The organism is Saccharothrix deserti (assembly GCF_009769385.1).
Taxonomy (GTDB): Bacteria; Actinomycetota; Actinomycetes; order Mycobacteriales; family Pseudonocardiaceae; genus Actinosynnema; species Actinosynnema deserti.
Genome location: NZ_VKAB01000031.1, coordinates 91874 through 114849, shown reverse-complemented (window position 1 = coordinate 114849; position 22976 = coordinate 91874). Strand labels below are relative to the sequence as shown.

19 protein-coding genes are annotated in these 22976 nt (G+C 72.0%); 8 read left to right on the top strand and 11 right to left on the bottom strand.

The window, feature by feature from the left end:
- Positions 1 to 119 precede the first annotated feature (119 nt).
- Both FM051_RS37170 and FM051_RS37165 read left to right on the top strand, forming a co-directional pair.
- Positions 120 to 668 carry a hypothetical protein gene (locus FM051_RS37170; RefSeq protein WP_420803649.1) on the top strand — a complete coding sequence of 183 codons (549 nt, stop codon included), beginning with the start codon at positions 120 to 122 and terminating at the stop codon, positions 666 to 668.
- Complete coding sequence (locus FM051_RS37165) at positions 665 to 1333, top strand: fibronectin type III domain-containing protein (protein WP_202919206.1); 669 nt, start codon at positions 665 to 667, stop codon at positions 1331 to 1333. Before FM051_RS37170 ends, FM051_RS37165 begins: the two co-directional genes overlap by 4 nt.
- Before the next feature lie 80 nt (positions 1334 to 1413).
- Here FM051_RS37165 and FM051_RS37160 read toward each other — a convergent pair whose 3' ends face one another.
- From FM051_RS37160 to FM051_RS37150, 3 genes are read right to left on the bottom strand one after another with little or no spacing between them, the layout of a single operon-like run.
- On the bottom strand, positions 1414 to 2097 hold the full coding sequence (locus FM051_RS37160) for an aspartate/glutamate racemase family protein (protein ID WP_158851658.1): 684 nt from the start codon (positions 2095 to 2097) through the stop codon (positions 1414 to 1416).
- 15 nt (positions 2098 to 2112) lie between these two features.
- Positions 2113 to 3987, bottom strand: coding sequence for an ABC transporter ATP-binding protein (locus FM051_RS37155; protein ID WP_158851656.1), 1875 nt, complete (start codon positions 3985 to 3987; stop codon positions 2113 to 2115).
- On the bottom strand, positions 3945 to 5216 hold the full coding sequence (locus FM051_RS37150; RefSeq protein ID WP_158851654.1) for an FAD-dependent monooxygenase: 1272 nt from the start codon (positions 5214 to 5216) through the stop codon (positions 3945 to 3947). Before FM051_RS37150 ends, FM051_RS37155 begins: the two co-directional genes overlap by 43 nt.
- 92 nt (positions 5217 to 5308) lie before the next feature.
- Here FM051_RS37150 and FM051_RS37145 point away from each other — a divergent pair, with 92 nt between their 5' ends.
- A complete protein-coding gene (locus tag FM051_RS37145) occupies positions 5309 to 6253 on the top strand; it encodes a TetR/AcrR family transcriptional regulator C-terminal domain-containing protein (protein ID WP_158851652.1) in 945 nt (314 codons plus the stop codon).
- A gap of 19 nt (positions 6254 to 6272) precedes the next feature.
- Entirely contained in the window at positions 6273 to 7172 is a 900-nt protein-coding gene (locus tag FM051_RS37140; protein WP_158851650.1) for a proteasome assembly chaperone family protein, read from the top strand.
- A 21-nt stretch (positions 7173 to 7193) separates the two neighbouring features.
- On the opposite strand, the gene FM051_RS37135 is transcribed toward FM051_RS37140, so the two are convergent.
- Complete coding sequence (locus tag FM051_RS37135; RefSeq protein ID WP_158851648.1) at positions 7194 to 8162, bottom strand: LLM class flavin-dependent oxidoreductase; 969 nt, start codon at positions 8160 to 8162, stop codon at positions 7194 to 7196.
- Positions 8163 to 8331: 169 nt separating this feature from the next.
- Here FM051_RS37135 and paaZ point away from each other — a divergent pair, with 169 nt between their 5' ends.
- Positions 8332 to 10356 (top strand): phenylacetic acid degradation bifunctional protein PaaZ, encoded by a 2025-nt coding sequence (paaZ, locus tag FM051_RS37130; RefSeq protein ID WP_158851646.1) that lies wholly within the window; start codon positions 8332 to 8334, stop codon positions 10354 to 10356.
- A gap of 12 nt (positions 10357 to 10368) precedes the next feature.
- On the opposite strand, the gene FM051_RS37125 is transcribed toward paaZ, so the two are convergent.
- Positions 10369 to 11019: an MOSC domain-containing protein gene (locus FM051_RS37125; RefSeq protein ID WP_158851644.1), complete on the bottom strand. Its 651-nt coding sequence runs from the start codon at positions 11017 to 11019 to the stop codon at positions 10369 to 10371.
- Between the two features lie 94 nt (positions 11020 to 11113).
- On the opposite strand from FM051_RS37125, the gene FM051_RS37120 reads away from it, so the two are divergent.
- Positions 11114 to 11839: an SCO4651 family lipoprotein gene (locus tag FM051_RS37120; protein ID WP_158851642.1), complete on the top strand. Its 726-nt coding sequence runs from the start codon at positions 11114 to 11116 to the stop codon at positions 11837 to 11839.
- A 42-nt stretch (positions 11840 to 11881) separates the two neighbouring features.
- Here FM051_RS37120 and FM051_RS37115 read toward each other — a convergent pair whose 3' ends face one another.
- From FM051_RS37115 to FM051_RS37100, 4 genes are all read right to left on the bottom strand, one after another.
- The gene (locus tag FM051_RS37115) at positions 11882 to 14821 is read right to left on the bottom strand and encodes a helix-turn-helix transcriptional regulator (RefSeq protein WP_158851640.1); all 2940 of its coding nucleotides are present in this window, start codon (positions 14819 to 14821) and stop codon (positions 11882 to 11884) included.
- Positions 14822 to 14929: 108 nt separating this feature from the next.
- Positions 14930 to 15145 carry a hypothetical protein gene (locus tag FM051_RS37110; RefSeq protein WP_158851638.1) on the bottom strand — a complete coding sequence of 72 codons (216 nt, stop codon included), beginning with the start codon at positions 15143 to 15145 and terminating at the stop codon, positions 14930 to 14932.
- Complete coding sequence (locus FM051_RS37105; protein WP_158851636.1) at positions 15142 to 18048, bottom strand: type 2 lanthipeptide synthetase LanM family protein; 2907 nt, start codon at positions 18046 to 18048, stop codon at positions 15142 to 15144. The genes FM051_RS37110 and FM051_RS37105 overlap by 4 nt, the downstream gene beginning before the upstream one ends.
- Positions 18049 to 18245: 197 nt before the next feature.
- Positions 18246 to 20099, bottom strand: coding sequence for a S8 family serine peptidase (locus FM051_RS37100; RefSeq protein ID WP_202919205.1), 1854 nt, complete (start codon positions 20097 to 20099; stop codon positions 18246 to 18248).
- 219 nt (positions 20100 to 20318) lie between these two features.
- Between FM051_RS37100 and FM051_RS37095 the strand changes: the two genes are divergently transcribed.
- Entirely contained in the window at positions 20319 to 21236 is a 918-nt protein-coding gene (locus FM051_RS37095) for a DNA-binding response regulator (RefSeq protein ID WP_158851634.1), read from the top strand.
- Positions 21237 to 21262: 26 nt separating this feature from the next.
- On the opposite strand, the gene FM051_RS37090 is transcribed toward FM051_RS37095, so the two are convergent.
- Entirely contained in the window at positions 21263 to 21823 is a 561-nt protein-coding gene (locus FM051_RS37090) for a hypothetical protein (protein ID WP_158851632.1), read from the bottom strand.
- A gap of 81 nt (positions 21824 to 21904) precedes the next feature.
- Between FM051_RS37090 and FM051_RS37085 the strand changes: the two genes are divergently transcribed.
- Positions 21905 to 22477, top strand: coding sequence for an enoyl-CoA hydratase/isomerase family protein (locus FM051_RS37085; protein WP_158851630.1), 573 nt, complete (start codon positions 21905 to 21907; stop codon positions 22475 to 22477).
- On the opposite strand, the gene FM051_RS37080 is transcribed toward FM051_RS37085, so the two are convergent.
- The gene (locus FM051_RS37080) at positions 22398 to 22913 is read right to left on the bottom strand and encodes a MarR family winged helix-turn-helix transcriptional regulator (protein WP_158851628.1); all 516 of its coding nucleotides are present in this window, start codon (positions 22911 to 22913) and stop codon (positions 22398 to 22400) included. The genes FM051_RS37085 and FM051_RS37080 overlap by 80 nt on opposite strands.
- Between the last annotated feature and the right edge of the window lie 63 nt (positions 22914 to 22976).

Below are 22976 nucleotides of genomic sequence, written 5' to 3'. Positions count from 1 at the left end.
AATTACAGTGACTTGCGCCACCGCCTTGACGCTCCCCGCTGCCAGGGGAGTCGAAGGAGGCGAGCATGTCCGGAACGCTCCGAGCCCTGGTCGGAGCGGTGCTGACCGGAGGGCTGCTGATGGCCTCGCCGGTCGCGCACGCCCAGGTCGAGTCGAGACCGTGGACCTCGTACTCACCCTCGTTCACCGTGCAGGAACGGGGTTGCGGCGATGTCGCGGACCTGACCTTCCGCCTCACCTGCTCCACCGCCAGTGGCGACCAGCGCGCCGAGCGCCGGTACGCCACGTACACCGGGGGCACCCGCCAGTTCGAGGGTTCCTTCCGCATCACCAGCCTCGGCGGCACCCGCATCAGCCTGAAGCAGACGTTCCGGGACGGTTCGGACGCCGGGCCGTACTTCATGCTGGCCGTGGAACGCGGCGGACGGCTGTACGCGGTGCACGGCGGCGCGACGGTCGCCACCGGTGCGACCGTCGGCACGACCGTGCGGGTGAACACGGTGCACGCGGTGGGCAGTCAGCACCGCACCTACATCAACGGGTCGCAACGGCACACCTACGCCAGCCCCGGCGGCAGTTTCTACGACAAGTTCGGCGCCTACCGCACGAACAGCGGTCAAGGGCCGGCGACGGTCGTGTGGAGCGGCGTCCGGTTCTGGCGCAAGTGAGGCGTCTCGTCCCGCTGGTGGTGCTGCTCCTGGCTGCCTGCGGCCAGGAGCAGCACCGACGGCTCACCGCCACGTTGACCTCGCCGACCGACGTCTCCCTGGTGTGGGAGGCGGAACCGGGCGCGGCGGGGCAGGTCGTCGAGTACGCGAACGTTCCCGACGGCGCCTACACGGTCCTGGAGTTCGCGCCGCCCGACCGGACCGCCTACGAGCACCCGGACCTGATCCCGCAGACCCCGTTCTACTACCGGGTGCGGTCGTACCACGGGCCGACCTCGGCGACCGCGGACGTCACGCTGCCGCCCGGCGACGAGGTGCCCGAGTCCGACGGCCACGCGTGGGCCGCGCCGATCAACGGCCCGAGCGGGGCCCGTCCGGTGCGTTCCGCCTATGCCGGTCCCACCGATTTCCGCGCCGAGGTCAAGCACGCCAACGGAATCCTGTTCACGTGGACCGATCACGCGGAGGGGGAGGAGGGGTACCTGCTGGAGGTGCGGCCCGCCGGGGCGGCGGACTTCTCGGTGGCCGCGCAGCTCGACCCGGACGTGCGGTCGTTCGGGCTGATCACATTGCCCACGGAGAAATCCGCCACCTACCGCGTGCGTGCCTACTACTACGGGGCGGCGTCCAATGTGGCGCATCAGAAGACCGGCGGGAATGTCTGAACCGGACCCGATTGTCGGAGGTCGATGCCGCAATCGCGCGGTATGGGGAAGAAGGCGGTGCGGGAGCCGGCCGCTCGGCTTCAGGCCAGGGCCAGGTCGACTCCCGTCTCCACGTGGATGCGGGTCGAGTCGATCAGCGGCACGGTGCTGTCGGACTGGTCGACCAGCAGCGTGATCTCGGTGCACCCCAGGACCACCGCCTCCGCGCCGCGGTCCACCAGGCGTGCCATCACGTCCCGGTACGCGGCGCGGGAGGCCGGCTCCACCCGGTTCTTCGTCAGCTCCTGGTAGATGACGTCGTGCACGAGCGTGCGGTCCGGCTCCTCGGGGACGACCAGCTCGATGCCGTGCTGACGCATCCGATCGCGGTAGAAGTCCTGTTCCATGGTGAACCGGGTGCCCAGCAACCCGACCTTGCGGTAGTCGGTCAACCTGCGTGCCGTGGCGTCCACGATGTGCACGAACGGCACCTTGATGGCGTCCGTGATCGCGTCGGCCACCTTGTGCATGGTGTTGGTGCACAAGAGCACCAACTCCGCGCCCGCGCCTTCCAGCTTCCGCGCGGCCTCCGCCAGCAGCTCGCCCGACCGTTCCCACTGCCCGGTCCGCTGCAACCGCTCGATCTCGGCGAAGTCGACCGTCAGCAGCAGGCTGGGCGCGCAGTGGTGACCGCCGAGCCTGCGCCTCGTCTCCTCGTTGAGCAGCCGGTAGTACTCGGCGGACGATTCCCAGCTCATGCCGCCGATCAACCCGATGGTTCGCATGACCACGATTGTGCTCTATGACGTTCGCGCCTCCTCCGCGAATTGGGTCCGGTACAGCTCCTCGTAACGCCCGCCCGCGGCGAGCAGGTCGGTGTGGGTGCCGCGTTCCACCACCCGGCCGGCCTCCACCACCAGGATCAGGTCGGCCGCCCGGATCGTCGACAGCCGGTGCGCGATGACCACCGCCGTCCGCCCGGCCAGCGCCTCACCCAACGCGGCCTGCACCGCGGCCTCCGACGTGGAGTCCAGGTGCGCGGTGGCCTCGTCCAGGATCACCACGCGCGGCTTCGCCAGCAGCAGCCGGGCGATCGTCAACCGCTGCCGCTCACCACCGGACAACCGGTAGCCGCGCTCGCCCACCACCGTGTCCAGCCCGTCCGGCAGCGACTCGACCAGGTCCGCCAGCCGTGCCCGGCCCAGCACCTCCCACAGCTCCTCCTCGGTCGCCGACGGCTGCGCGAGCAGCAGGTTCGACCGGATCGACTCGTGGAACAGGTGGCCGTCCTGCGTCACCATGCCCAGCACCTCGCGGACCGAGTCGGCCGACAGGTCGCGGACGTCCACGCCGGACAGGCGCACGGTGCCCGAGTCCACGTCGTACAGCCGGGGCAGCAGTGAGGCGATCGTGGACTTCCCCGCGCCCGACGAGCCGACCAGCGCCACCACCTGGCCCGGTTCGGCCCGGAACGAAATGTCGTGCAACACCTCCACTCCACCGCGGCTGTCGAGCACCGCGACCTCTTCCAACGACGCCAGGGACACCTTGTCCGCGGACGGGTAGGCGAACCGGACGTTCTCGAACTCCACCGACACCGGGCCGTCCGGCACCGACCGCGCACCGGGCCTCTCGGTGATCAACGGCTTCAGGTCGAGCACCTCGAAGACCCGCTCGAAGCTCACCAGCGCGCTCATCACCTCGACCCGCGCGCTGGCCAGCGCCGTGAGCGGGGCGTACAGCCTGGTCAACAGCAACGCCAGCGCCACCACCGAACCCGGGTCCAGCTCACCGCGCAGCGCGTAGAACCCGCCCAGCCCGTACACCACGGCCAACGCCAGCGCCGACACCAGCGTCAGCGCGGTGAGGAACACGGTCTGCACCATCGCCGTGCGCACCCCGATGTCCCGCACCCGCCGCGCCCGCTCCGCGAACTCGGACGACTCGTGCGCGGGCCGGCCGAACAGCTTCACCAGCGTCGCGCCCGGCGCCGAGAACCGCTCGGTCATCTGCGTGCTCATCGTCGCGTTGTGGTTGGCCGCCTCGCGCTCCAGCCTCGCCAGACGGGAACCCATCCGCCGCGCCGGCACCACGAACACCGGCAGCAGCACCAGCGCGAGCAGCGTGATCTGCCACGACAGGCCGATCATCACCACCAGCGTCAGCACCAGCGTGACCAGGTTGCCCGCCACGCTGGACAGGGTGTCGCTGAACGCCCGCTGCGCGCCGATCACGTCGTTGTTGAGCCGGCTCACCAGCGCCCCGGTCCGGGTGCGGGTGAAGAACGCGATCGGCATCCGCTGCACGTGGTCGAAGACCGTGGTCCGCAGGTCCAGGATCAGGTCTTCGCCGATTCTCGCCGACAGCCACCGCGTCACCAGGCCCAACGCCGCCTCGACGATCGCGATGCCCGCGATGACGCCCGCCAGACCGAGTACCACCTCGTACGTCGAGCCGTTGACGATCGCGTCCACGATCCGGCCCGCGAGGACCGGCGTCACCACCGCCAGCACCGCCACCACCACGCTCAGCGCGAGGTACTGGAAGAGCCGCGCCCGGTGCGGGTTCGCGAACGCCCAGATGCGGCGGAGGGTGGCGACCGAGAACGGCCGCTTGTCGTTCTGCGCGTTCGTCACGTGGTACAGCGACATCCAGGCGGTGGTTTCCATGTCCATGCCCGGAACGTAAGACCTGGAGTCAGCTGGAGGTCAAGCTCCGGGGAGCGTAGTCCTTCAGCGTCACCGTGTTCGAGATCTTCTGGAGATCGCCGAACAACTTCATCGCGCCCGGGATGTGCGGCAGGACGCGCAGGCTGAAATCGCGCATGCGGGTGAACATCCGCGACTTCGGCATCATGGCTGTCGACCCCGCTCAGCGCGAACTTCTGGCACCGCGCCACGTACTCGCGCATCTCCTCCTCGTAACGTCTGAACGCGGTCCGGTGGTCCGGCGCGGTGGCCAGCTCGCCCGCGAGGACGTACGCGCCGACCAGCGCCATGCTGGTGCCGTTGCCCGCCATCGGTGACGCGCAGAAGGCCGCGTCGCCCAGCAGGGCGATCCGACCGGACGACCACGTGTCCATCCGGATCTGGCGGAGCCGGTCGAAGTAGAAATCGGGCGCGTCACGCATGCCGTCGAGCAGCCGGGGCACCTCCCAGCCGTCGCCCGCGAACGTGGTGGCGATCAGCTCGCGCTGCCGCGCGGTGTCACGCCGGTCGTGCTCCACCGGGGGCGAGGCGAACACGAACATCGCCTTGGCCCGGCCTCCCGGCGTGGGGTAGATGCCGGTGGTGCGACCGGGCGCGGTGTGCATCAGCTGCCGGCCGTCGAGGTCTTCGCGCTGGGTGGTGCCGAAGGTGGAGATGTAGGCGCCGAGGTCGTGCGCGAACTCCGACTCCGGGCCGAACGCCGGCGACCGCACCTTGGAGTGCAGCCCGTCCGCGCCGATCACGAGGTCGAAGGTGCGGGGCTCGCCGCGCTCGAAGGTCGCCTCCACACCGTGCTCGGTCTCGGTGAGCGAGGTGATGCCGTCGTCGAAGACGTACTCGACCCCGGTCGCGGTCGCCTCGTGGAGGATGCGGACCAGATGGCCCCGCAGGATCTCCAGCTCGGCGATCACGCCGCCCGAGTCGCCCATCGTGTCGGACGCCATGGTCGAGGTGCGCTTGCCTTCAGCGTTCACGAACGCCATGCCCCGCGCGCCCGTGTGAGCGGCGCGCACTTCGGCGAGTATGCCCATCCGCTCGGCGACTTCGCGGGCCGTGCCGCGCAGGTCGACCGCTTGGCCGCCGGGCCGGGGCGCGGGCGCCCGCTCGACGACGGTCGGGGTGAACCCGTGGTGGTGCAGCCAGTAGGCCAGGGCGGGGCCGGCGATGCTGGCGCCGGAGATCAATACGGTGTTCATGTGTACAACGTACATGTCTGTACTACCTGGTCAATCACTCGATGGTGCACTAGTGCGCTAGACTCCGGTGCACTACATTCGAGGAGGCGGGCATGACTGACGCGATCTACCAGCGGATAGCGCGCGAAATCCGTGATCGGATCGAGTCGGGCGAACTGCGCCCCGGTGATCGGGTGCCCTCGACGCGCGAGATCACCGTCAACTGGGGCGTCGCGATGGCCACGGCGACCAAGGTGCTGGTCACCTTGCGGACCGAGGGCTTCGTGCGCTCCGTGGCCGGGGTGGGCACGGTCGTGTCGTCGGAGGGTGGGGAAGCTGCGCGACCGCGCGCGCAGGAGACCGACCTGACCGGCGAGCGGCTGGTCCTCGCGGCGGTCCGCGTCGCCGACGCGGAAGGGCTCGACGGGTTGTCGATGCGGCGGGTGGCGTCACAGCTGGGCGTGGCGACCATGTCGTTGTACCGGCACGTCGAGAACAAGGACGAACTGGTCCTGCGGATGATCGACCACGTGTTGAGGGAGGAGGAGTTGCCGGACCCGGCGCCGCGGAATTCGCCACAGGCCTGGCGGGAGCGACTGGAGGTTTCCGCGAGGTTGCAGTGGAGGCTGTTCCAGGAGCACCCGTGGCTCGCGCCGGCGATGTCGATGACCAGGCCGCAACTGCTGCCCAGCGCGGTTGCGCACACCGAGTGGGTGTTGAGCGCACTCGACGGGAAGGGGCTGAGCCTGGAGGAGAGGATGCACGCCGCGGTGACCATGTTCGGCTTCGTGCGAGGTGTCGCGGTCAACATCGAGCCGGAAGCCGAACAGCGGCAGCACACCGGGATCACCGGGGACGAGTGGGTGGACCAGCAGGCGCCGGCCCTGCTGGACATCGCCGCCACCGGCAGGTTCCCGATGTTCAGCCGGGCGGTGGGCGCCGACCTGGACCTGAGGCTGGACACGCTCTTCGAATTCGGCCTGGCCAGGATGCTCGACGGGATCGGGGAATGGATCAGCGGTCGGTCGACGTTGACGGAAAGGAGGACTGGCATGTGAGCACTTGGGGAGGCACGAGGTGGCGCTGGACCCGGAGGATCTGTACGAGGTCGACTCCGACGTCCCGGACCTGAGCGGAGCGGTGCTGTTGCACCACTTCGACGGCTTCATGGACGCCGGTGCGGCGGGATCGGTGCTGGTCGCGCACCTGCTGGAGGTGCACGAGCATCGGGTGATCGCGCGGTTCGACATCGACGAGCTGATCGACTACCGCGCCCGGCGGCCGACCATGACCTACGCCACGGACCGGTGGGAGCACTACGACGCGCCCGAGCTGGTCGTCCACCTGCTGCACGACGCGGTGGGCACCCCGTTCCTGCTGATGACCGGCCCCGAGCCGGATCGCCGGTGGGAGGCGGTGACCCAGGCGGTGCGGTCGCTGGTCGAGCGGTGGCAGCTTCGGCTCGCCATCAGCTTCCACGGCATCCCGATGGGCGTGCCGCACACCCGGAAGCTGTCGGTGATCTCGCACGCCACCAGGCCCGAGCTGGTCATGGAGGGCTCGCCGTTCAGCCGGGTGCAGGTGCCGGGCAACCTGTCGGCGCTGCTGGAGCTGCGGCTCGGGGAGGCCGGTCACGACGCCATGGGTCTCGCCGCGTACGTCCCGCACTACCTCGCGCAGGGCACCTACCCGGCCGCCGCGTTGGGTCTGCTCCAGGCGTTGACGAAGTCGACGGGTCTGGTGATCCAGGCCGCCGCCCTGAACGAGGCCTCGCGGCGGACGGACGCCGAGATCGCCCGTCAGGTGGCGGAGTCGTCGGAGGTCGCGCAGGTGGTCGAGGCACTGGAGCGGCAGTACGACGCGTTCACCGAGGCCTCGGAGAACCTGCTGGTGGCCGAGGACCAGCCGTTGCCCAGCGCGGACGAGCTCGGCGCGGAGTTCGAGCGCTTCCTGGCCGAGCAGCAACGCGATCACTGAGCCGCTACAGGTACTGAGCCGCTACAGGTACAGCCCGGCCAGTAGGCGGTACGAGTCGAGCATCGCGGCCCGGTCGTGGGTGCTCGTCGTGACCAGGACCTCGTCCGCGCCGGTGCGGTCGACCAGGGCGTCGAGGGCCTTGGCGACTTCCGGCGGTGTGCCGAAGACGTGGCCCTGCAACGACTGCTCGAACAGCGTGCGCTCACGGTCGGTCATGGGCTGGGCGAGGATGTCGTCGGGCGAGCGGAGCGGCGGGAACTCGCCTCTCGTGCGCGAGTAGGCCATCGACCACGCCTCCGGTACCAGGAGTCGCCAGGCGTCCTCGGTGGTGTCCGCGACGGCGACGGTCGAGGAGATCACCACGTACGGGTCCGCCGCCCAGGTCGAGGGGCGGAACCGGTCGCGGTAGGCGGTGATGGCGTCGATCATGGCGTCCTCGCCCCGGAACGCGCCGATGACGAGCGGGACGCCGTGGGCCGCGGCCACCCGGGCTCCGGCGCCGGTGGCCAGGACGAACGGTGACACGCGCAGGCCGTGCGCCGGGTAGCCGCGCACCGCCTGGTCGCCGGTGAAGTAGCCCAGCAGTTCGGCGAGCCTCGGGCCGAACTCGGCGGCGTCCTCCTTGTCGTGCCCCAGCGCCTTGCGGACGGCCTCGATGAAGCCGACCGAACGGCCCAGACCCATGTCGATGCGGCCGGGGAACAACGATTCCAGCACCCCGAACTGCTCGGCCACGACCAGTGGCTGGTGGTTGGGCAGCATCACGCCGCCGGTGCCGACCCTGATCCGGGAGGTCGCGGCGGCCACGGCGGCGGCCAGCACGGTCGGCGCGGAGCCGGCCACGCCCGGCACGCCGTGGTGCTCGGACACCCAGAAGCGGTGGTAGCCGAGCTGTTCCGCCTGGCGGGCGAACGCCACCGTGTCGCGCAGTGCCTCGGGATGGCTGTGACCGGCGCGCACCCGCGACCGGTCCAGCACGGAAAGCCTCACGACAAGGTCAACGACGTCCGGGGGCGCGGCATTCCGGCTGGGCCGCCGGCGGGCGGGTTGCCGGGCCGAAGTGCCGCACCGCTTCAATCAAGCCACGATGAAAGTCGGGAGGCTCTACTGTCGGGTCATGCCGGGACACCCACCGGCCCGACAAGGAGGTCGACACGCGATGTCCATGCTGCGCAGCTACGTGTCCGGTCGCTGGCACGCCTCGTCCGCCGAGGGCGCGCCGCTGCACGACGCGGTGACCGGTGAGGAGATCGCCCGGATCTCGTCGCAGGGGATCGACATGGCGGCGGCCCTGGACCACGGCAGGCGGGTCGGCGGACCGGCGCTGCGGGAGCTGACGTTCCACCAGCGGGCGGCCCTGCTCAAGGCCATGGCCTCACACCTGCGGGAACACCGCGAGGAGCTGTACGCCCTGTCCGCCCGGTCGGGCGCCACCAGGACGGACTCCCTGATCGACGTGGACGGCGGCATCGGCGTGCTGTTCGGCTACGCGAGCAAGGCCAAGCGCGAACTGCCCAACGACACCGTCTACGTGGACGGCGCGGTCGAGCCGCTCAGCCGCGGCGGCACGTTCGTCGGCCAGCACATCGCCACACCGCTGCTGGGCGTCGCGGTGCAGATCAACGCCTTCAACTTCCCCATGTGGGGCCCGCTGGAGAAGTTCGCCCCCGCGTTCATCGCGGGCGTGCCGTCCCTGATCAAGCCCGCCTCCCAGACCGCCTACATCACCGAGAAGCTGGTCGAGCTGATGCTCGCCGCGGACCTGCTGCCGGAAGGCTCGCTGCAACTGGTCACCGGCGGCGCGGGCGACCTGCTGGACCACCTGACCGGGCAGGACCTGGTCGGCTTCACCGGGTCCGCCTCCACCGCCCAGGTGCTGCGCACCCACCCGACCGTGGTGCGCAACAGCGTGCGCTTCAACGCCGAGGCCGACTCGCTGAACTGCTCGATCCTCGGCCCGGACGCGGTCGAGGGCACGCCCGAGTTCGACCTGTTCGTCAAGCAGCTCGTCAGCGAGATGACGGTCAAGGCGGGCCAGAAGTGCACCGCGATCCGGCGCGCCCTGGTCCCCGCGTCCCTTGTGGACGCCGTCGCGGACGCCGCGAACGCGCGCCTGGCGAAGGTCGTGATCGGCAACCCCGCCAACGAGAGCGTGCGGATGGGGGCGCTGGCCGGGCTGGAGCAGCGCGAGGAGGTCCGGCGGTCGCTGAAGGCGCTGCTGGAGGTCGGCGAGGTCGTCTACGGCTCGCTCGACCACGTCGACGTGGTGGACGCCGACGCCGAGCGCGGCGCGTTCCTGTCGCCCGTGCTGCTCAAGGCCGACCCGGACCACGCCCAGCCGCACCAGGTCGAGGCGTTCGGGCCGGTGTCCACGCTGATGGCCTACAACGACGTCGGGCACGCGGTCGAGTTGGCCGCACGGGGCGCGGGCAGCCTGGTCGGCTCGGTCGTCACGCACGACGCGGACTTCGCGCGCGACGTCGTGCTGGGCGTGTCCCCGTGGCACGGCCGGGTGCTGGTGCTCGACCGCGACGACGCCAAGGAGTCCACCGGCCACGGCTCGCCGCTCCCGGCGCTGGTCCACGGTGGACCGGGCCGCGCGGGCGGTGGCGAGGAGATGGGCGGCATCCGCGGCGTGCTGCACCACATGCAGCGCACGGCGGTCCAGGCGAGCCCGAGGATGTTGAGCGCGGTCACCGGGCGGTGGGTCGCGGGCGCGCCGCGCACCGAGTCGGACGTGCACCCGTTCCGCAAGTCGTTGCGGGAGCTGAGGATCGGCGACACGGTCGTCGCCGGGCCGCGGACCGTGACGCTGGAGGACATCGAGCACTTCGCCGAGTTCACCGGCGACACGTTCTACGCGCACATGGACGAGGAGGCCGCGGCGGCGAACCCGTTCTTCGGCGGTCGGGTCGCGCACGGGTACCTGGTCGTGTCGTTCGCGGCGGGCCTGTTCGTCTCGCCCGAGCCGGGGCCGGTGCTGGCCAACTACGGCCTGGACAACCTGCGGTTCCTCACGCCGACGTTCCCCGGCGACGAGCTGACCGTGACGTTGACCGCGAAGCAGATCACGCCGCGCGAGGACCAGGACTACGGCGAGGTCCGGTGGGACGCCGACCTGGTCAACCAGAAGGGCGAGTCGGTGGCCAGGTACGACGTGCTCACGCTGGTGGCCAAGCAGTAGGGACGAAGCGGGCTACGCCGGGTCGGACGTCCGCCGTTCGACCCGGCGCCGAAGGTCCTCGGGCAGGTCCTCGCCCGCCGCGGTCAGGCCCGGCAGCAGCTCGGGCTGCGAGGTGACGGCCCGGAAGGCCATCGCCACCGTGACGTCGTGGTCCGGCCGGTGCTCGATGACGATCTCGTCACCCGCCGTGATGGTTCCCGGCTCCAGGACCCGGAAGTACGTGCCCGGCAGCCCGCGCCGGGTGAACGTCTTCACCCACCCGCGTTCTTCCAACACGCCGGCGAACGTCCGGCACGGGACGCGCGGGTTCGTCGCCTGGAGCAGCACCCCGCCGATCCGCCAGCGTTCGCCGATGCGCGCGCCGGACACGTCGATGCCCACAGTGGTCAGGTTCTCCCCGAACAGTCCGGGCCGGAGATCGCGGCCCAGTTCCACCGACCACTCGTCCAGGTCTTCTCGTGCGTAGGCGTAGACGGCCTGGTCCTCGCCGCCGTGGTGGCGCGCGTCGGAGATGTGGTCGCCGGCGACCCCGCTGCCGTGCCGACCCGGCGAGCGGACCTCCACGGGGCCGTGCACGGGGCGCTTGCCGATACCGGTGTGGCCGACGGAGGCCTGGTCGAACTCGACGCGTGAGCCGATGTTGACGGAGAGCACGTAGGACATGGTCAGACGGTAACCCGGGCACTTTGGGGGTTCGCACTCGTCGTCGCGCACGGGTGAGGGAGGATGGCGGTGTTCACCGTCCGTGGGGGGAGTCATGCGCAGGTCCGTCGTCGCGTTGGTGCTGGCCGCCGTGGGCCTGGCCGGTTGCGCGCAGCGGACAGGCCTGCCGGAACCGACCCTCGGGCCGGTCGTGGACGACAGCGCGACGCTGATCACCGCCGTCGCCGCCCGTGCCGACGAGCAGAGATCCGTCCGGTTCGACACCGAGACCACCATGTCCGGGCTGCGCGTGACGTTCGACGGCGGCCTGCTGCGCGCCCGTGAGGGCCGGCTGGTGTCGTTGCGGCAGGACTCGTCCACCGACGTCGTGGTGCTGGCGGACGCCGGTTACTCCCGGACGTCGGGCGGTTCGTGGACCAGGCTCGACCTGGCGGACCGCGCGCCCGTGCGGGCCGACACCACGGTGGCCGGCCTGCCGGACCAGGTGGACCCGTCGGCGGTGGTGAAGTCCCTCGCCGGCAGCCTGATCGTGGCGAAGGGCGACGAGGAGGTCGACGGCGTGCCGACGCACCGGTACACCATGCTCGTCGACCTGAGGCTGCAAGCCGAACGCACCACCGACACCACCCGTCGCACCCAACTGCTGGCGGCTTACGAGTCGGGCTTCACCGCGTCCGCCACCGTGTGGGTCGGGCCGGGCGACCTGCCGGTGCGGGTGGAACAGGTGCTGAAGACGTTGGAGGACAACGTCTTCCAACGCACCCTGCACCGCTTCACGGACTGGAACTCCGACATCCGCGTGACGGCGCCGGTGTCCTGACGCACCAGGGCCGGCCTGACGCACTAGGGCCCGCCTGACGCACTAGGGCCGGTCGGCGGAGCCGAGCGACGCGGCGAACGAGCTCAGCGACTCCCGGTCCGGCTGCGCGGTCTTCATGATCAGGCTGGCCACGTGCTTCTCCACGGTCCGCGGCGAGATGTGCAGCCGGGTGGCGATCGCCTTGTTCCCCAACCGGCCCGCCAACAGCCGGAACACCTCGAACTCGCGCACGGTCACGCCCAGCGCTCGCAGCTCCCTCGGCACCTGGTCGGACCCGGTCCGCCGCTGCGGCACGGACGCGCCCACCTGCCGCAGCAACCCCCGGCACGCGCTGGCCACGGCCGGTTGACCGGCCTGGTGGAAGTACTCCTCGGCGCCGCGCAGCCACCCCACCGGCTCGCCCCACCCGTCGGCCACCGCCGCCTCGGCCACCAGCCGCAACCCCAGGTTCTTGGCCAGCGGGTAGATGGCCGCCGCCTCGCGGGCCGCGCGCACCGCCTGCGCCGCCTCGGCCTCCCGACCCTCCCGGCCCAGCAGCACGGCCAGCGCGAACTGCGCGAAGACCCGGTTCCAGCGCATCCGGGCCGCCGCCGACCGCGTCACCGCGCGGTACGCCTCCAGGTCCGACACCCCGTTCAGCGCGTCCAGCAGCAGCCGCAACCCGTGCTTGCCGGACAGGTGGTACACCGTCGGCGCTTCCGCCTCGTACGCGACCGCCCGCGCCAGGTCGTGCCCGGCCGCCGCGCGGTCCTCCTCCAGCAGCGCGCAGAACACCCGCGCCAACCCGTAGCACAGCGGTCGCTCCTGTGAGCCGACCCCGCCGAGGTCGTCGAACGCCTCGATCGCGGCGTCCATCTCGGTCCGCCTGCCCTGGTGCGCCGCCGCGGTGGCCTGCGCCATCAGCCCGTACAGGGTCAGGTGCTTGAGCTGCATCCGCCGGGTGTCCGCGACGGTCCTCGCCAGTTTCTCCGCCGCGTCGCCGTACCGCCCGCGCAGCACGGCGTCCAGCCCGAGGATCGAGTCCACGTTGTACGCCACGCTGATCGCGCCGATCAGCAGCGCCTCCTCGCGGGCCTCGGCCAGCTCGGCCGACTTCCCCTCGGCCAGCCAGTCCAAGCCCGCCTGCCGGATCACCGCGTACGCCCGCTGGATGGGCAGCCCGTGCTCCTCGGCCAGCGCCCGCGCCCGGCTGAAGCACTCGGTCGCCTCATCCAGGTCGCGCTCCCGTGCCAGCACGCCCAGCAGTTGCCACGTCTCGCAGCCCACCTCGGGCAGCGGCACCCGCTTGGCCGCGTCCGCCGCGCGCCTGGCGAGGAACTCGGCGGACTCGATCCGGTCCGGCTCGTCCAGGTTCAGCACCAGGAAGGCCGCCACCGCGTCGAGCCGCGCGTTGTGCTCGTCGCCCGCGTCCGCGCCGAGCAGCGCGCGCGCCGTCTCCACGTGCGCCATGCCGTCGGTCCACCGGCCCGCGGTGTTGGCCACCTGCGCCAGCTTGGTGTGCAGCTCGGCCCGCCGCACCCGGCCCAACCCGGCGGCGCTCAACTCGGTCACCGCGTCGACCAGCGCGAACGCCCGCTCGAACTGGCCCGCCTCGGCCAGCGCGGGCAGCAGCGAGTCCAGCACGTCGGCGCGGATCGACACGTCCACCTCGCTGGCCAGCAGCCGGTGCGCGTGGTCGAGCAGCCGCACCGCCGACCCGGCCGCGCCGTCGGCCAGCGCCCGCCGCCCGGCCTCGGCCAGCAGCGCGCCCGCCTCGGCGGTCTGCCCGGCGTCCAGCCGTAACGACGCCACCAGCGCGCACCACTCGCCGGGCAGGTCGGGGTGCAGCTGCCGCACGGCGTCCGCCGTGCGCCGCGCCAACTCGGCCCGGTGCGGCGGCGGCAGCTGCGCCAGCAGGGCCTCGGCGGTCAGCGGGTGCCGGAACGCGTACCAGTCGGGCACCGGCTCGTCCGGTGTCACGAGTTGCGCGGCCACCCCCGCGTGCAGGTGCGACAGCAGGCCGCGATCGTCCATTCCGGTCACCCGCCGCAGCACCGACAGGGGGAACCGGTGTCCCAGCACGGCGGCCACCGACAGCACCTCGCGGCCCTGCGGCCCGAGCCGGTCGGTGCGGTGCGCGATCGACCGCACGAGGGCCGACGGCACGTTGATGCGCAGTTCGCCGAGCACCTGCCAGCCGCCCGGCCCGCGCACCAGCAGACCGCCGTTGACCAGGCCGTGCAGCATCTCCTCGACCACGAACGGGTTGCCCGCGCTGTCCGCCCACAGCCGTTCGACGACCTCGGCGGGCACCTGGTGGCTCTCGGCCTCCAGGCACAGTTCCACCATCCGGCGCACCTGGCGTTCGTCCAGCCGGCGCAGTTCCAGCAGCACGCCCGCCTCGCGCTGGGCCGCCAGGCGCACCACGTCCAGCGTCGGGCCGGGGTCGGCGCGGGTGGTCACCAGCAGCGCGGCGGGCGCCTGGTCGAGGTTGTCCACCAGGTAGTCGACGACGGCCAGCGTCTCCGCGTCCGCGTCGTGCAGGTCCTCCAGCACCACCAGGCACGGCTGGGTCCGGCCGACCACGGCCAGCAGCCGCAGCACCGCCTCGGCGAGCACCAGCACGGAGTGCGCCTGCCACTGCTCCTCCGAGCCACCCGTCTTCGGGCTCCACTCGGGCACCAACCTGCCCAGCACCGGCTGGTAGGGGCCGAGTTCGCGCAGGTTCGGGCCGTCTCCCGCGCGGAGCAACGACATCAGGGCCTCGGCCAGCGGCCGGAACGGCACGATCGGCCCGATCGTGCTGCCGCGCCCGCGCAGCACCCGCATACCGCGGTCGAACGCGGCGCCGGCGGCGAAGCGCGCCAGCCGGGTCTTCCCGATGCCCGGCTCCCCGACGAGGAACACGGCGCGGCCGCGGTGGTCGCCGGCGTCGGCCAGCACTCGCTCGAGCACGTGGAGTTCTTCGTCGCGGCCGACCACGACCGGCGCGCGGGTGTGCATGGGCCGACCTTAGTCAAGCCGAACGACCGCACGCCAAACTGCCCGCACCCCCAGTGCGGGCGGGCAGTTCGGCGGTCCGGCGCGGCTCGTTACCCGGTCATGACGTGGTCAGCCCATGGTCAGACCGGGGGCGCTCACCGTGGTCATGGTGGATTCGCTCACGGCCACCACCGCGTACGCGCCGACGGCCAGGGTCAGGCCGGCCAACGCGCGGGCGCGGGCGCCGGTCTTGGTCTTGCGGGACAGCGCCATCTCCCCGGCGGGGTGGTCGCCGTCCTGGTCCTCGCTCCAGGTGGTGACCTCGTCGTGGTTGGCGTCGCTCATCGGTGGTTCTCCTCGCGGGGGTAGGTGTCGTGCAGGGATTCGAGCAGGAGCACGGACGGCACCTGCTCGGGGAAACCGAGGCGGAGCAAGCCGTACCCGATTCCCGAGAGCCCGGTGAGCAGGCCGGCCGACGGCACGCCTCCCGGCGTGCCGCAGCGCGCTCCGTACTGGTCGAGCGCGCCGAGGACGAGTCCGGCACGCCGGGTCTGCATGGCCGACGCCAGACCGTGCCCGCGTTCCGCGAGGACGGTCAGGGACTCGATCACGCCCAGCTCACCGTGGCACAGGCTCAGGTCTCGCAGGGGCTCGTGCACCGCCAGGGCGTTCAGGCACCGGTCGAGGTGCGGCGTGCAGGCGTCGACCGGTTGGTCCGGGTGGGCGGTGTGCGCGAGCACCGCGCCGGACAGCCCGGAGCACCAGCTGTGGTCCGCTTCGGCCACGTCGAGCAGGCGTTGCCGCAACGCGTGGTCGGCGCGCAGGTTCGCCCGACCCACCACGCCGTGGCGGTCGTCGCCGCCGGTCCGCGCGTAGCGCAGCAACGCCCAGCCGACACCCGCCCGGCCGCGGGCGAAACCGTCACCGCCGGGTGACGCGGCCAGCAGCCGGTCGGCGTAGGCACGGGCCAGCGCACCGGCGGCGGGCAGGCCGCTTTCCGCCCGCACGGCCGCCATCGCGGCCAGTCCGCCCGCCCAGCCCTCGACCAGGTTGGCCGGGTCCTCGCCGATCGTCTCCACGGCCGCGGCGATGTCGACGGCGGTGCGCAGCCAGCCCGCGATCTCCGCGTCGTCCAGCAGGTTCGCCAGGCGCGCCAAGGCGTAGCAGATCCCGCCCAGGCCGTGGAACGCGCCGCTGCCCACGGCGACCGCCATCTCGGCGTCCTCGGCGAACGCCGCCAGCAGGCCCGGGATCGGGGCGAGCGCGTCGCGGGCGTGCTCGGTGTAGCGGGCGGCGCCGGTGAGCCTGCCCAGCTGCGCCAGGAACAACGCGACGCCGGTGTAGCCGTTGGACAGTCCCGCGCCCATCGCGGCGACCGCCCAGTACCGGTCGTCCACCAGCTCCAGTCCGACCCAGTTGACCCGGCCGGCGGCGGCGGTGGCGTGCGCCAGCACCTCGTCGGCGACACCGCACGCGGCCACCAGCAGGCGTTGCGGGTCCGGGACGGACGCCTCCAGCGGCGCGGCCACGGCCAGGCCGCTGCGGTGGTCCACCGGGCGGGGCCGGCTCGCCAGCCCGGCGCTGATCAGCCACTGCTGGTCGTGGCGGTCCACCTCGTCCAGCGCGGCGACCTTGGCCGCGACCGCGTCCAGACCGGACACCGGCAGCAGGTCGGGCACCCGTTCACCGGTGGAGGTCCACACGTCCCGGCTGCCGGGCCGGGTGGTGAACAGCGGCACGTCGCCCGCCCACAGGTCGCTCATCTCGTGCGGCACCAGGGCGCGCACCACGTCGTCGTCCGACGACTGGTCCCACAGCAGGTCGAGCGCGTCCTGGCGGGCCGCCGCGCCGCGCAGCGCGTCCGGGTGCGTCGACTCGTCCAGCAACGTCGCGTACAGCTGGGTCATCCGGGGCACGAACCGCACCGGCAGGTCGGCGAACACGCCCAGCCGCGCGTGAAGTTCGGCGCGGTGGTCGTACAGCGCGTCGTAGCCGATGCGGAACCCGGCCAGCAGCGCGCCCTGGTAGTCGGCGGGCTCGGCTTCCCGACCGTCCACCACCGGGCGGTTGTGCGCCGGCGGCATCGGCGCGGGCCTGCGCACCAGCCGCATCCGGTCGGTGCCGGGGTGCAGCCACGCCACGCCGTCGGCAGGCAACCGGTCGCCGTGGTCGCCGCCCATGCCGCCGACGTCCAGCGCGCCGTGCTCGCCCAGCAGCACGCGCGGCAGCACGGCGGTGCGGTGCACGGACCGGGCCAGCGCACCGGCCGCCGGGTCCGCCGGGATGCCGACCGTGGGGTGGAACAACGTCTCCACGTCCACCAGCACCGGCTGGTCGCCCGCCGCGATCAGGTTCTCGTAGTGCATGTCCGTGCCGTCCACCGCGTACAGCAGCGCGATCAGCCCGCCGAGCCGGTGGTAGAACCGGCCGACCTCGGTGACGTCCGCGCACGGCCGGTGCTCCACGAACTCCAGCCACCCGTGGGTCGGCCGGGTGACGGCACGCGGCAGCCGCAGCCCCAGGCCGGTGTGCCCGTCGAACCACGTCAGCAGGTCGGCGAACGCCCGGTGCAGCGCCACCGGCCGCGGCTTGTGGACGATCCGGCGGCCGTCGGCGAAGGTCAGCACGGCCACCGAACGGCCGCGTGCGTGCAAGTCGCCCTTGGCGGACTCCACGTGCGCGAGGGGGCCGGGGTCGCGGCCGTCGAGCAGGGTCCGCACGATCTCCGGCCGGTCCCGCGCGAACCGGTCCAGCAGCTCACCCTGCGCCTCGACCGCGTGCAGGCACGTCTGGCCGAGCAGCCGGGCCAGCACCGGGTAGCGGGCGAACAGCGCGGTCAGGTCGACGTTGCGGACGAAATCGGCGAACCGCTCGCGCGGTGTGTCGCCGGCGAGCCGCCCGGCGACCCGTTCGAGGTTCAGCTCCAGCACGAGGGTGCGTGCCGCGATCCGGGCCAGCCGCTTGCCCAGCGCGCGGGCGAAGTCGGCGTCCAGCCGGGGGTCTCGGGCCACCGCCGCGCGCACCAAGGGGCTCAGGACGGCGGCGAACGCCTCGATCGGATTGTCGGCTGCGCCGACGGTGTCCCAGCCGCCGTCGGTGAAGTCTGCACGGGCCGCGGTCGCGGCGGCGCGTTCCACGAACGCGGCCCATGAGGGCCGTCCACGGGGGACGACCAGCTCTCGGTGGTCCCCGCGCACACCGCTGAGCCACCACGTGGTCGGGGGCCGGTCTACGGCGGACGGGAACACGCGCTCAAAGTGTCATGGGCACGCCGTGGCGCACATGGGGGCCGTGCCCCCAGATTTGCGGACGACCGGACGTGGGACCGCACATCTGCGGAAACGGGCTCCGTCGCAGGTCACCAGCACGCGCCTGACGCCGAAGTGCCCGGCCCCGCGCACGGGACCGGGCACACCCCTCGGTCAGGTCGATGGGGTCGGGGCGGTCAGAAGGTCAGGTTCCACACGTCGATGTAGCCGGTGTCGCCCGAGTACGCGTCCTGGACCCGCAGCTTCCACGTGCCGTTCGCGACCTCGGTGGAGGCGTTCACGGTGTAGGTGGCGACCACGTTGTCCGCGGAGTCACCGGACGACGAGTTCTTCAGCCGGTACGCCGACCCGTCCGGGGCGATCAGGTCGAGGACCAGGTCACCGCGGTAGGTGTGCTTGATGTCGACGCCGACCTTGAGCGCCGACGGCGCGTTGCCCGTCCGGCCCGTCACGGCGATCGAGGACGTCACCGTGCCCAGGTCGACGATCTGCACGTCTGTCGCGTTCTGGAACGTGCCGTTGGGAGGCGGGGTGGTGCCGCCACCCGCCGCCGCGACCGTCTTCGCCGCGTCGGCCAGACCCGCGCCGCAGCCACCGGTGCAGGTGCCGGCGAGCGGGCGGGCGTTGTTCTTGATCAGCGTCTCGATCTGCGCCGGGGTCAGGCTCGTGTTCGCCTGCGCCACCAGCGCGACCAGACCGGCGACGTGCGGCGCGGCCATGCTGGTGCCCTGGTACGGCGCGTAGCTCTCGGTGCCCGGCGTGGTGGCGCCGCCGTTGACCGTGGAGAGGATGCCGTTCTGCGGCGTGGTGATCGTGCCCGGAGTGTCGGTGCCGCGCCGGGTCTCGCCGCCGGGTGCGGCGATGTCGACCTTGCTGCCGTAGTTCGAGTAGAACGCCCGGTTGCCCTCACGGCTGCTCGCCGCGACCGCGATGACGTTGTTGCAGCTCGCCGGGGTGAAGCCGGAGATGTCGGCGTTGGAGTTGCCCGCCGCGACGACGACCGCCGTGCCCCGGCCGACCGCCGAGTCGATCGCGTTCTGGTAGGTCGCGGAGCAGGCGGACTGGCCGCCCAGGCTCATGTTGACGACCTTGGCCGGGGTGGCGTTGGCCGGCACGCCGGACACCGTGCCGCCGGAGGCCCACACGATGGCGTCGGCGATGTCGGAGGTGCTGCCGCCGCACTGGGCGAGCACGCGGATCGGCTGGATCCTCGCGTCGTAGGCGATGCCCGCGATGCCCTTGGTGTTGTTCGTGGCCGCGCCGATGGTGCCCGCCACGTGCGTGCCGTGCCAGCTGGAGTTCTGGTCGCGCGCCGGCACCGGGTTGCCCTGCGAGTCCGTGCCGCAGTCGCCGGTCTTCGTCCAGTCGCCGTTGTCGGCCGGGTTCGAGTCGCGGCCGTTGCCGTCACGCGCCCGCGCCGCGTCGGAGACGAAGTCGTAGCCCGCCACGACCTTGCTCGCCAGGTCGGAGTGCGCGACGTAGCCGGTGTCGATGACCGCGACCGTGACGCCCTGGCCGGTGGCCTTGTCCCACGCGCCCGGCACGTTCATGCCCGCGGTGGCCTCGAACAGGTCCCACTGCTTGGCGTAGTCGGTGTCGTTCGGGTCCGCCAGCGGCTGCATCATCAGGTCCGGCTCGACGTAGGCCACGTCGGGGTCGGCCTTGAACTCCTCGATGGCCCGGGACGCGGCGGTGCCGTCGACCGTGCCGCCGAGGTCGACCACGGCGGCGCCGGTGCCGAGGCGGCGCCGGAGGTTGAGGTCCCGGCCCACCTTGTCGCCCTTGGCCTTCGCGTCCTGCGCGGCGGCGGTGTCCGAGCTCGCCTCGGTGGCGGTGGACTTGTAGCCCACGATCAGCCGCTCGTACGGACGGGCTGTGCCAGAAGACATCGACTCGGACTGTGCGGCTTGCGCCAACGGGTCGGCGGCGGGATGCGCCACGGGCGCGGCGGTCGCCGTCGTCGTCACGCCGGACAGCAGCGTGGCCGAGACGGCAGCCGCGCACAGCGCGGTGCGTCGCAATCCGTTCACGGGGGTTTTGTTCCTTCCGACTACAGGGACTTCGCCTGCCGTCGAGGGAGTCAGGGATCTGAGAACGGCGGCGAAGTGCGTGCAAGGTAGGCACGAGGTCGGGCGCCGGCCCAGAGGCGGAACGCGGCAGTTTCGCGTCACTGACGTGTTCCCGTCACCGCGTTGGGCCGGACGGCTCACGGCGGTTGGGATGTCCGGAGCATCGGGGAGAATGCGGGCGTGTTCGAACACCTGGGTGTCTCCGCCGAGCAGGCGCGTGTGTACGAGAGGTTGGTCCGCACGGGCTCGTGCACGGCGGAGGAGGCCGGGGCGCCGCCCGAGGTGCTCGAGGAGTTGGTGCGCCTGGGTGTGGTGCAGCGCCTCGCCGACGACGTGTGGCAGGCCGTGCCGCCGGATCTGGCGGTGGAGATGCTGATCGCCGCCCGCGAGGACGGGCACCGGCGGGCGCGGGCCGGTGCGGCGTCGTTGATGGAGGTCTACCTGCGCAACCGCGCCGAGCAGCACCACGACACGTCGATGGTCGAGCTGGTCAACGGCGCCGGGCAGGTGCGGGACGTGTGGCAGGCGCTGCTGGCGGGCGCGCGGACCGAGGTGTGCGTGCTCGACCAGCCGCCGTACATCACGCCGGTGGAGGAGCACACCGCGATGGAGGTCGACACCCGGCGGCGGCACGTGCAGTGGCGCGTGATCTACGACCGGTCGAGCGTGGAGCTGCCCGGTCGGCTGGCCGAGATCGCGGAACTGGTCGCGTTCGGGGAACGGGCCAGGGTGACGCCGACGCTGCCGTTCAAGCTGGCCGTGGTGGACGCGCGGGTGGCCGTGCTGCCGGTGGCCGTGCGCGGCGTGGTCGACCAGGTGCTGCTGATCCGGCCGTCACCGCTGCTGGACGTGCTGGTGTCGATGTTCGACCTGTACTGGGACAACGCGATCCCGTTCAGCCCGCGCGGTTCCGGCGGCGAGGTGGACACCCAGCTGGTGGCGCTGCTCGCGGCGGGGTTGACCGACGAGAGCATCGCCCGGCAGCTCCGTCTGGGTCCGCGCACCGTGCAGCGGCGGGTGCGTCAGCTGATGGACCGGTCCGGCGCGCAGACCAGGTTCCAGGCCGGCGTGCAGGCCGTGCGGCGAGGCTGGCTGTGACATGGCCGCTGCTCCGCAGACGGCGGCTAGCTCTCGCAGTTTTCGGCTTGTGCGGCGGCGTCACGGAATTCGTCGGGCAGCGACACGACGCCCATCTTCTCCACGGCCTCGTTCATCACGGTGACGGCTTCGGTCATGTCCTGGATGACGGTGGAGAACACGTCGGCGGTCAGCTCCGGCGCGCCGTCCACGGTCGACTTGGCCGAGACGAACTTGTCCCGCGCCCTGGTCAGCGGCTCGCTGATGATCTCGACCGCGGTGTCGGCGGCGGGGGTCGGCGCGGGCGTCAGCTCGTCCAGGTCGTGCAGGACGACGTCGAGCACGTCGACCACGCGGCCGAGGTTGTCGCTGATGGACTTCTTCGCCGCCGCCGGATCGGTCTGGTTCTGGTCGAACGTCACCCCGCCCGAGGCGACCATGTACTGGGCCACCCCGCAGAAGTTGTTCATCCAGCGCACGACCTCGGGCTTCGCCCCGGCGGCCGACGACGTCGGGCCAGGCGTCGGCTTGCCCGCGACCGGAACCGCGCAGCCGGTCAGCCCGGTCAGCCCGACCAGCGCCACCGCCGCCACCACCCACCGCTTCACAGGGGATTTGTACCCCGCGATCACTCGATAGTGGGGCAGAACATGACAACCGGGGGAAACCTCGGCCACGATTGCCGCCTCATGGCCGTCTCACTCGATGTCACCGGCGGGATCGCGGTCATCCGGGTCGACGAGCCCTCGGACACCGTCCCGCACGACCTGCGCACGCTGCTGCCCGCGGTGGTCGACGCCCGTGCCGTCGTGCTCCTCGTCGGACGCGGGCTGTGCGTGACCGACATCAAGCGGCTGGTCCGGAGTTCGGCGGCGCAGCGCGAGGCGTTATCGGCGTCGTTGCGCGGTGTGCGGGACGCGTTGGCGAACCTGCCCGTGCCGGTGGTCGCGGCGATCGGCGGCAGTGTGTGCGGTGAGGCGGCGGAGCTGGTGAGCGTGTGCGACCTGCGGGTGCTGGCCTCCGACGGCGGCTTCGTCCGGGTGACCGGCGGTCAGGTGGTGGTGGCACGCCGGGTGACCGCCGACGAGGCGTTGCGCACCGGGCTGGTGGACCGGGTCGTGCCGTCGTCCGCCGTGTTGCGCGTCGCGGTCGAGCTTGCGGACGAGTGCGGGTCAGCCTGGATCAGGCAGGCCCGGCAGACCCGTCCTGACCGGGTACGGGCCGGTGCGTCCGGGTCGCCAGGTTGCACTCCACCAGGCTGAGCACCCGCAGGGTCTCGGCCTGCTGGTCGTCGTCCATGTCCCCGAGCGTGGCCTCCTCCAGCTCCCGCCAGACGCGTTCGACCTCGCGGCGCAGGGCCTGGCTGGCGGCGGTCGCCTCGATGATCGTCGCGCGGCCGTCGGTCGGGTCGGGGGAGCGGCGCACGAAGCCCGCGCGTTCCAGGCGCTGCACGGTCCTGGTCATGGTCGGGGAGTCCGAGTCCAGCACGCCGCACAGCGCGGCCTGCCGCTGCGGGCCGCAGTCCCAGAGGTGCATCATCACCTGCTCCTGGCCCGGGTGCAGACCTGCCTGCCTGAGCAGCTGACCGGCGAGCATGCGGTGCAATCGGGCGACGCGGAAGATGGCATGGCTGACCCTGCCGTTCTCGGCGACCTGGGGAATGGGCAGTGACGTGCGCGTTTCTCCGGTCGGGGCCATGCTTCGATTCTAGTCGCGCTGGATCGTGAGTGCCGTCACAACAGTGGATTTCGGAATAGACTT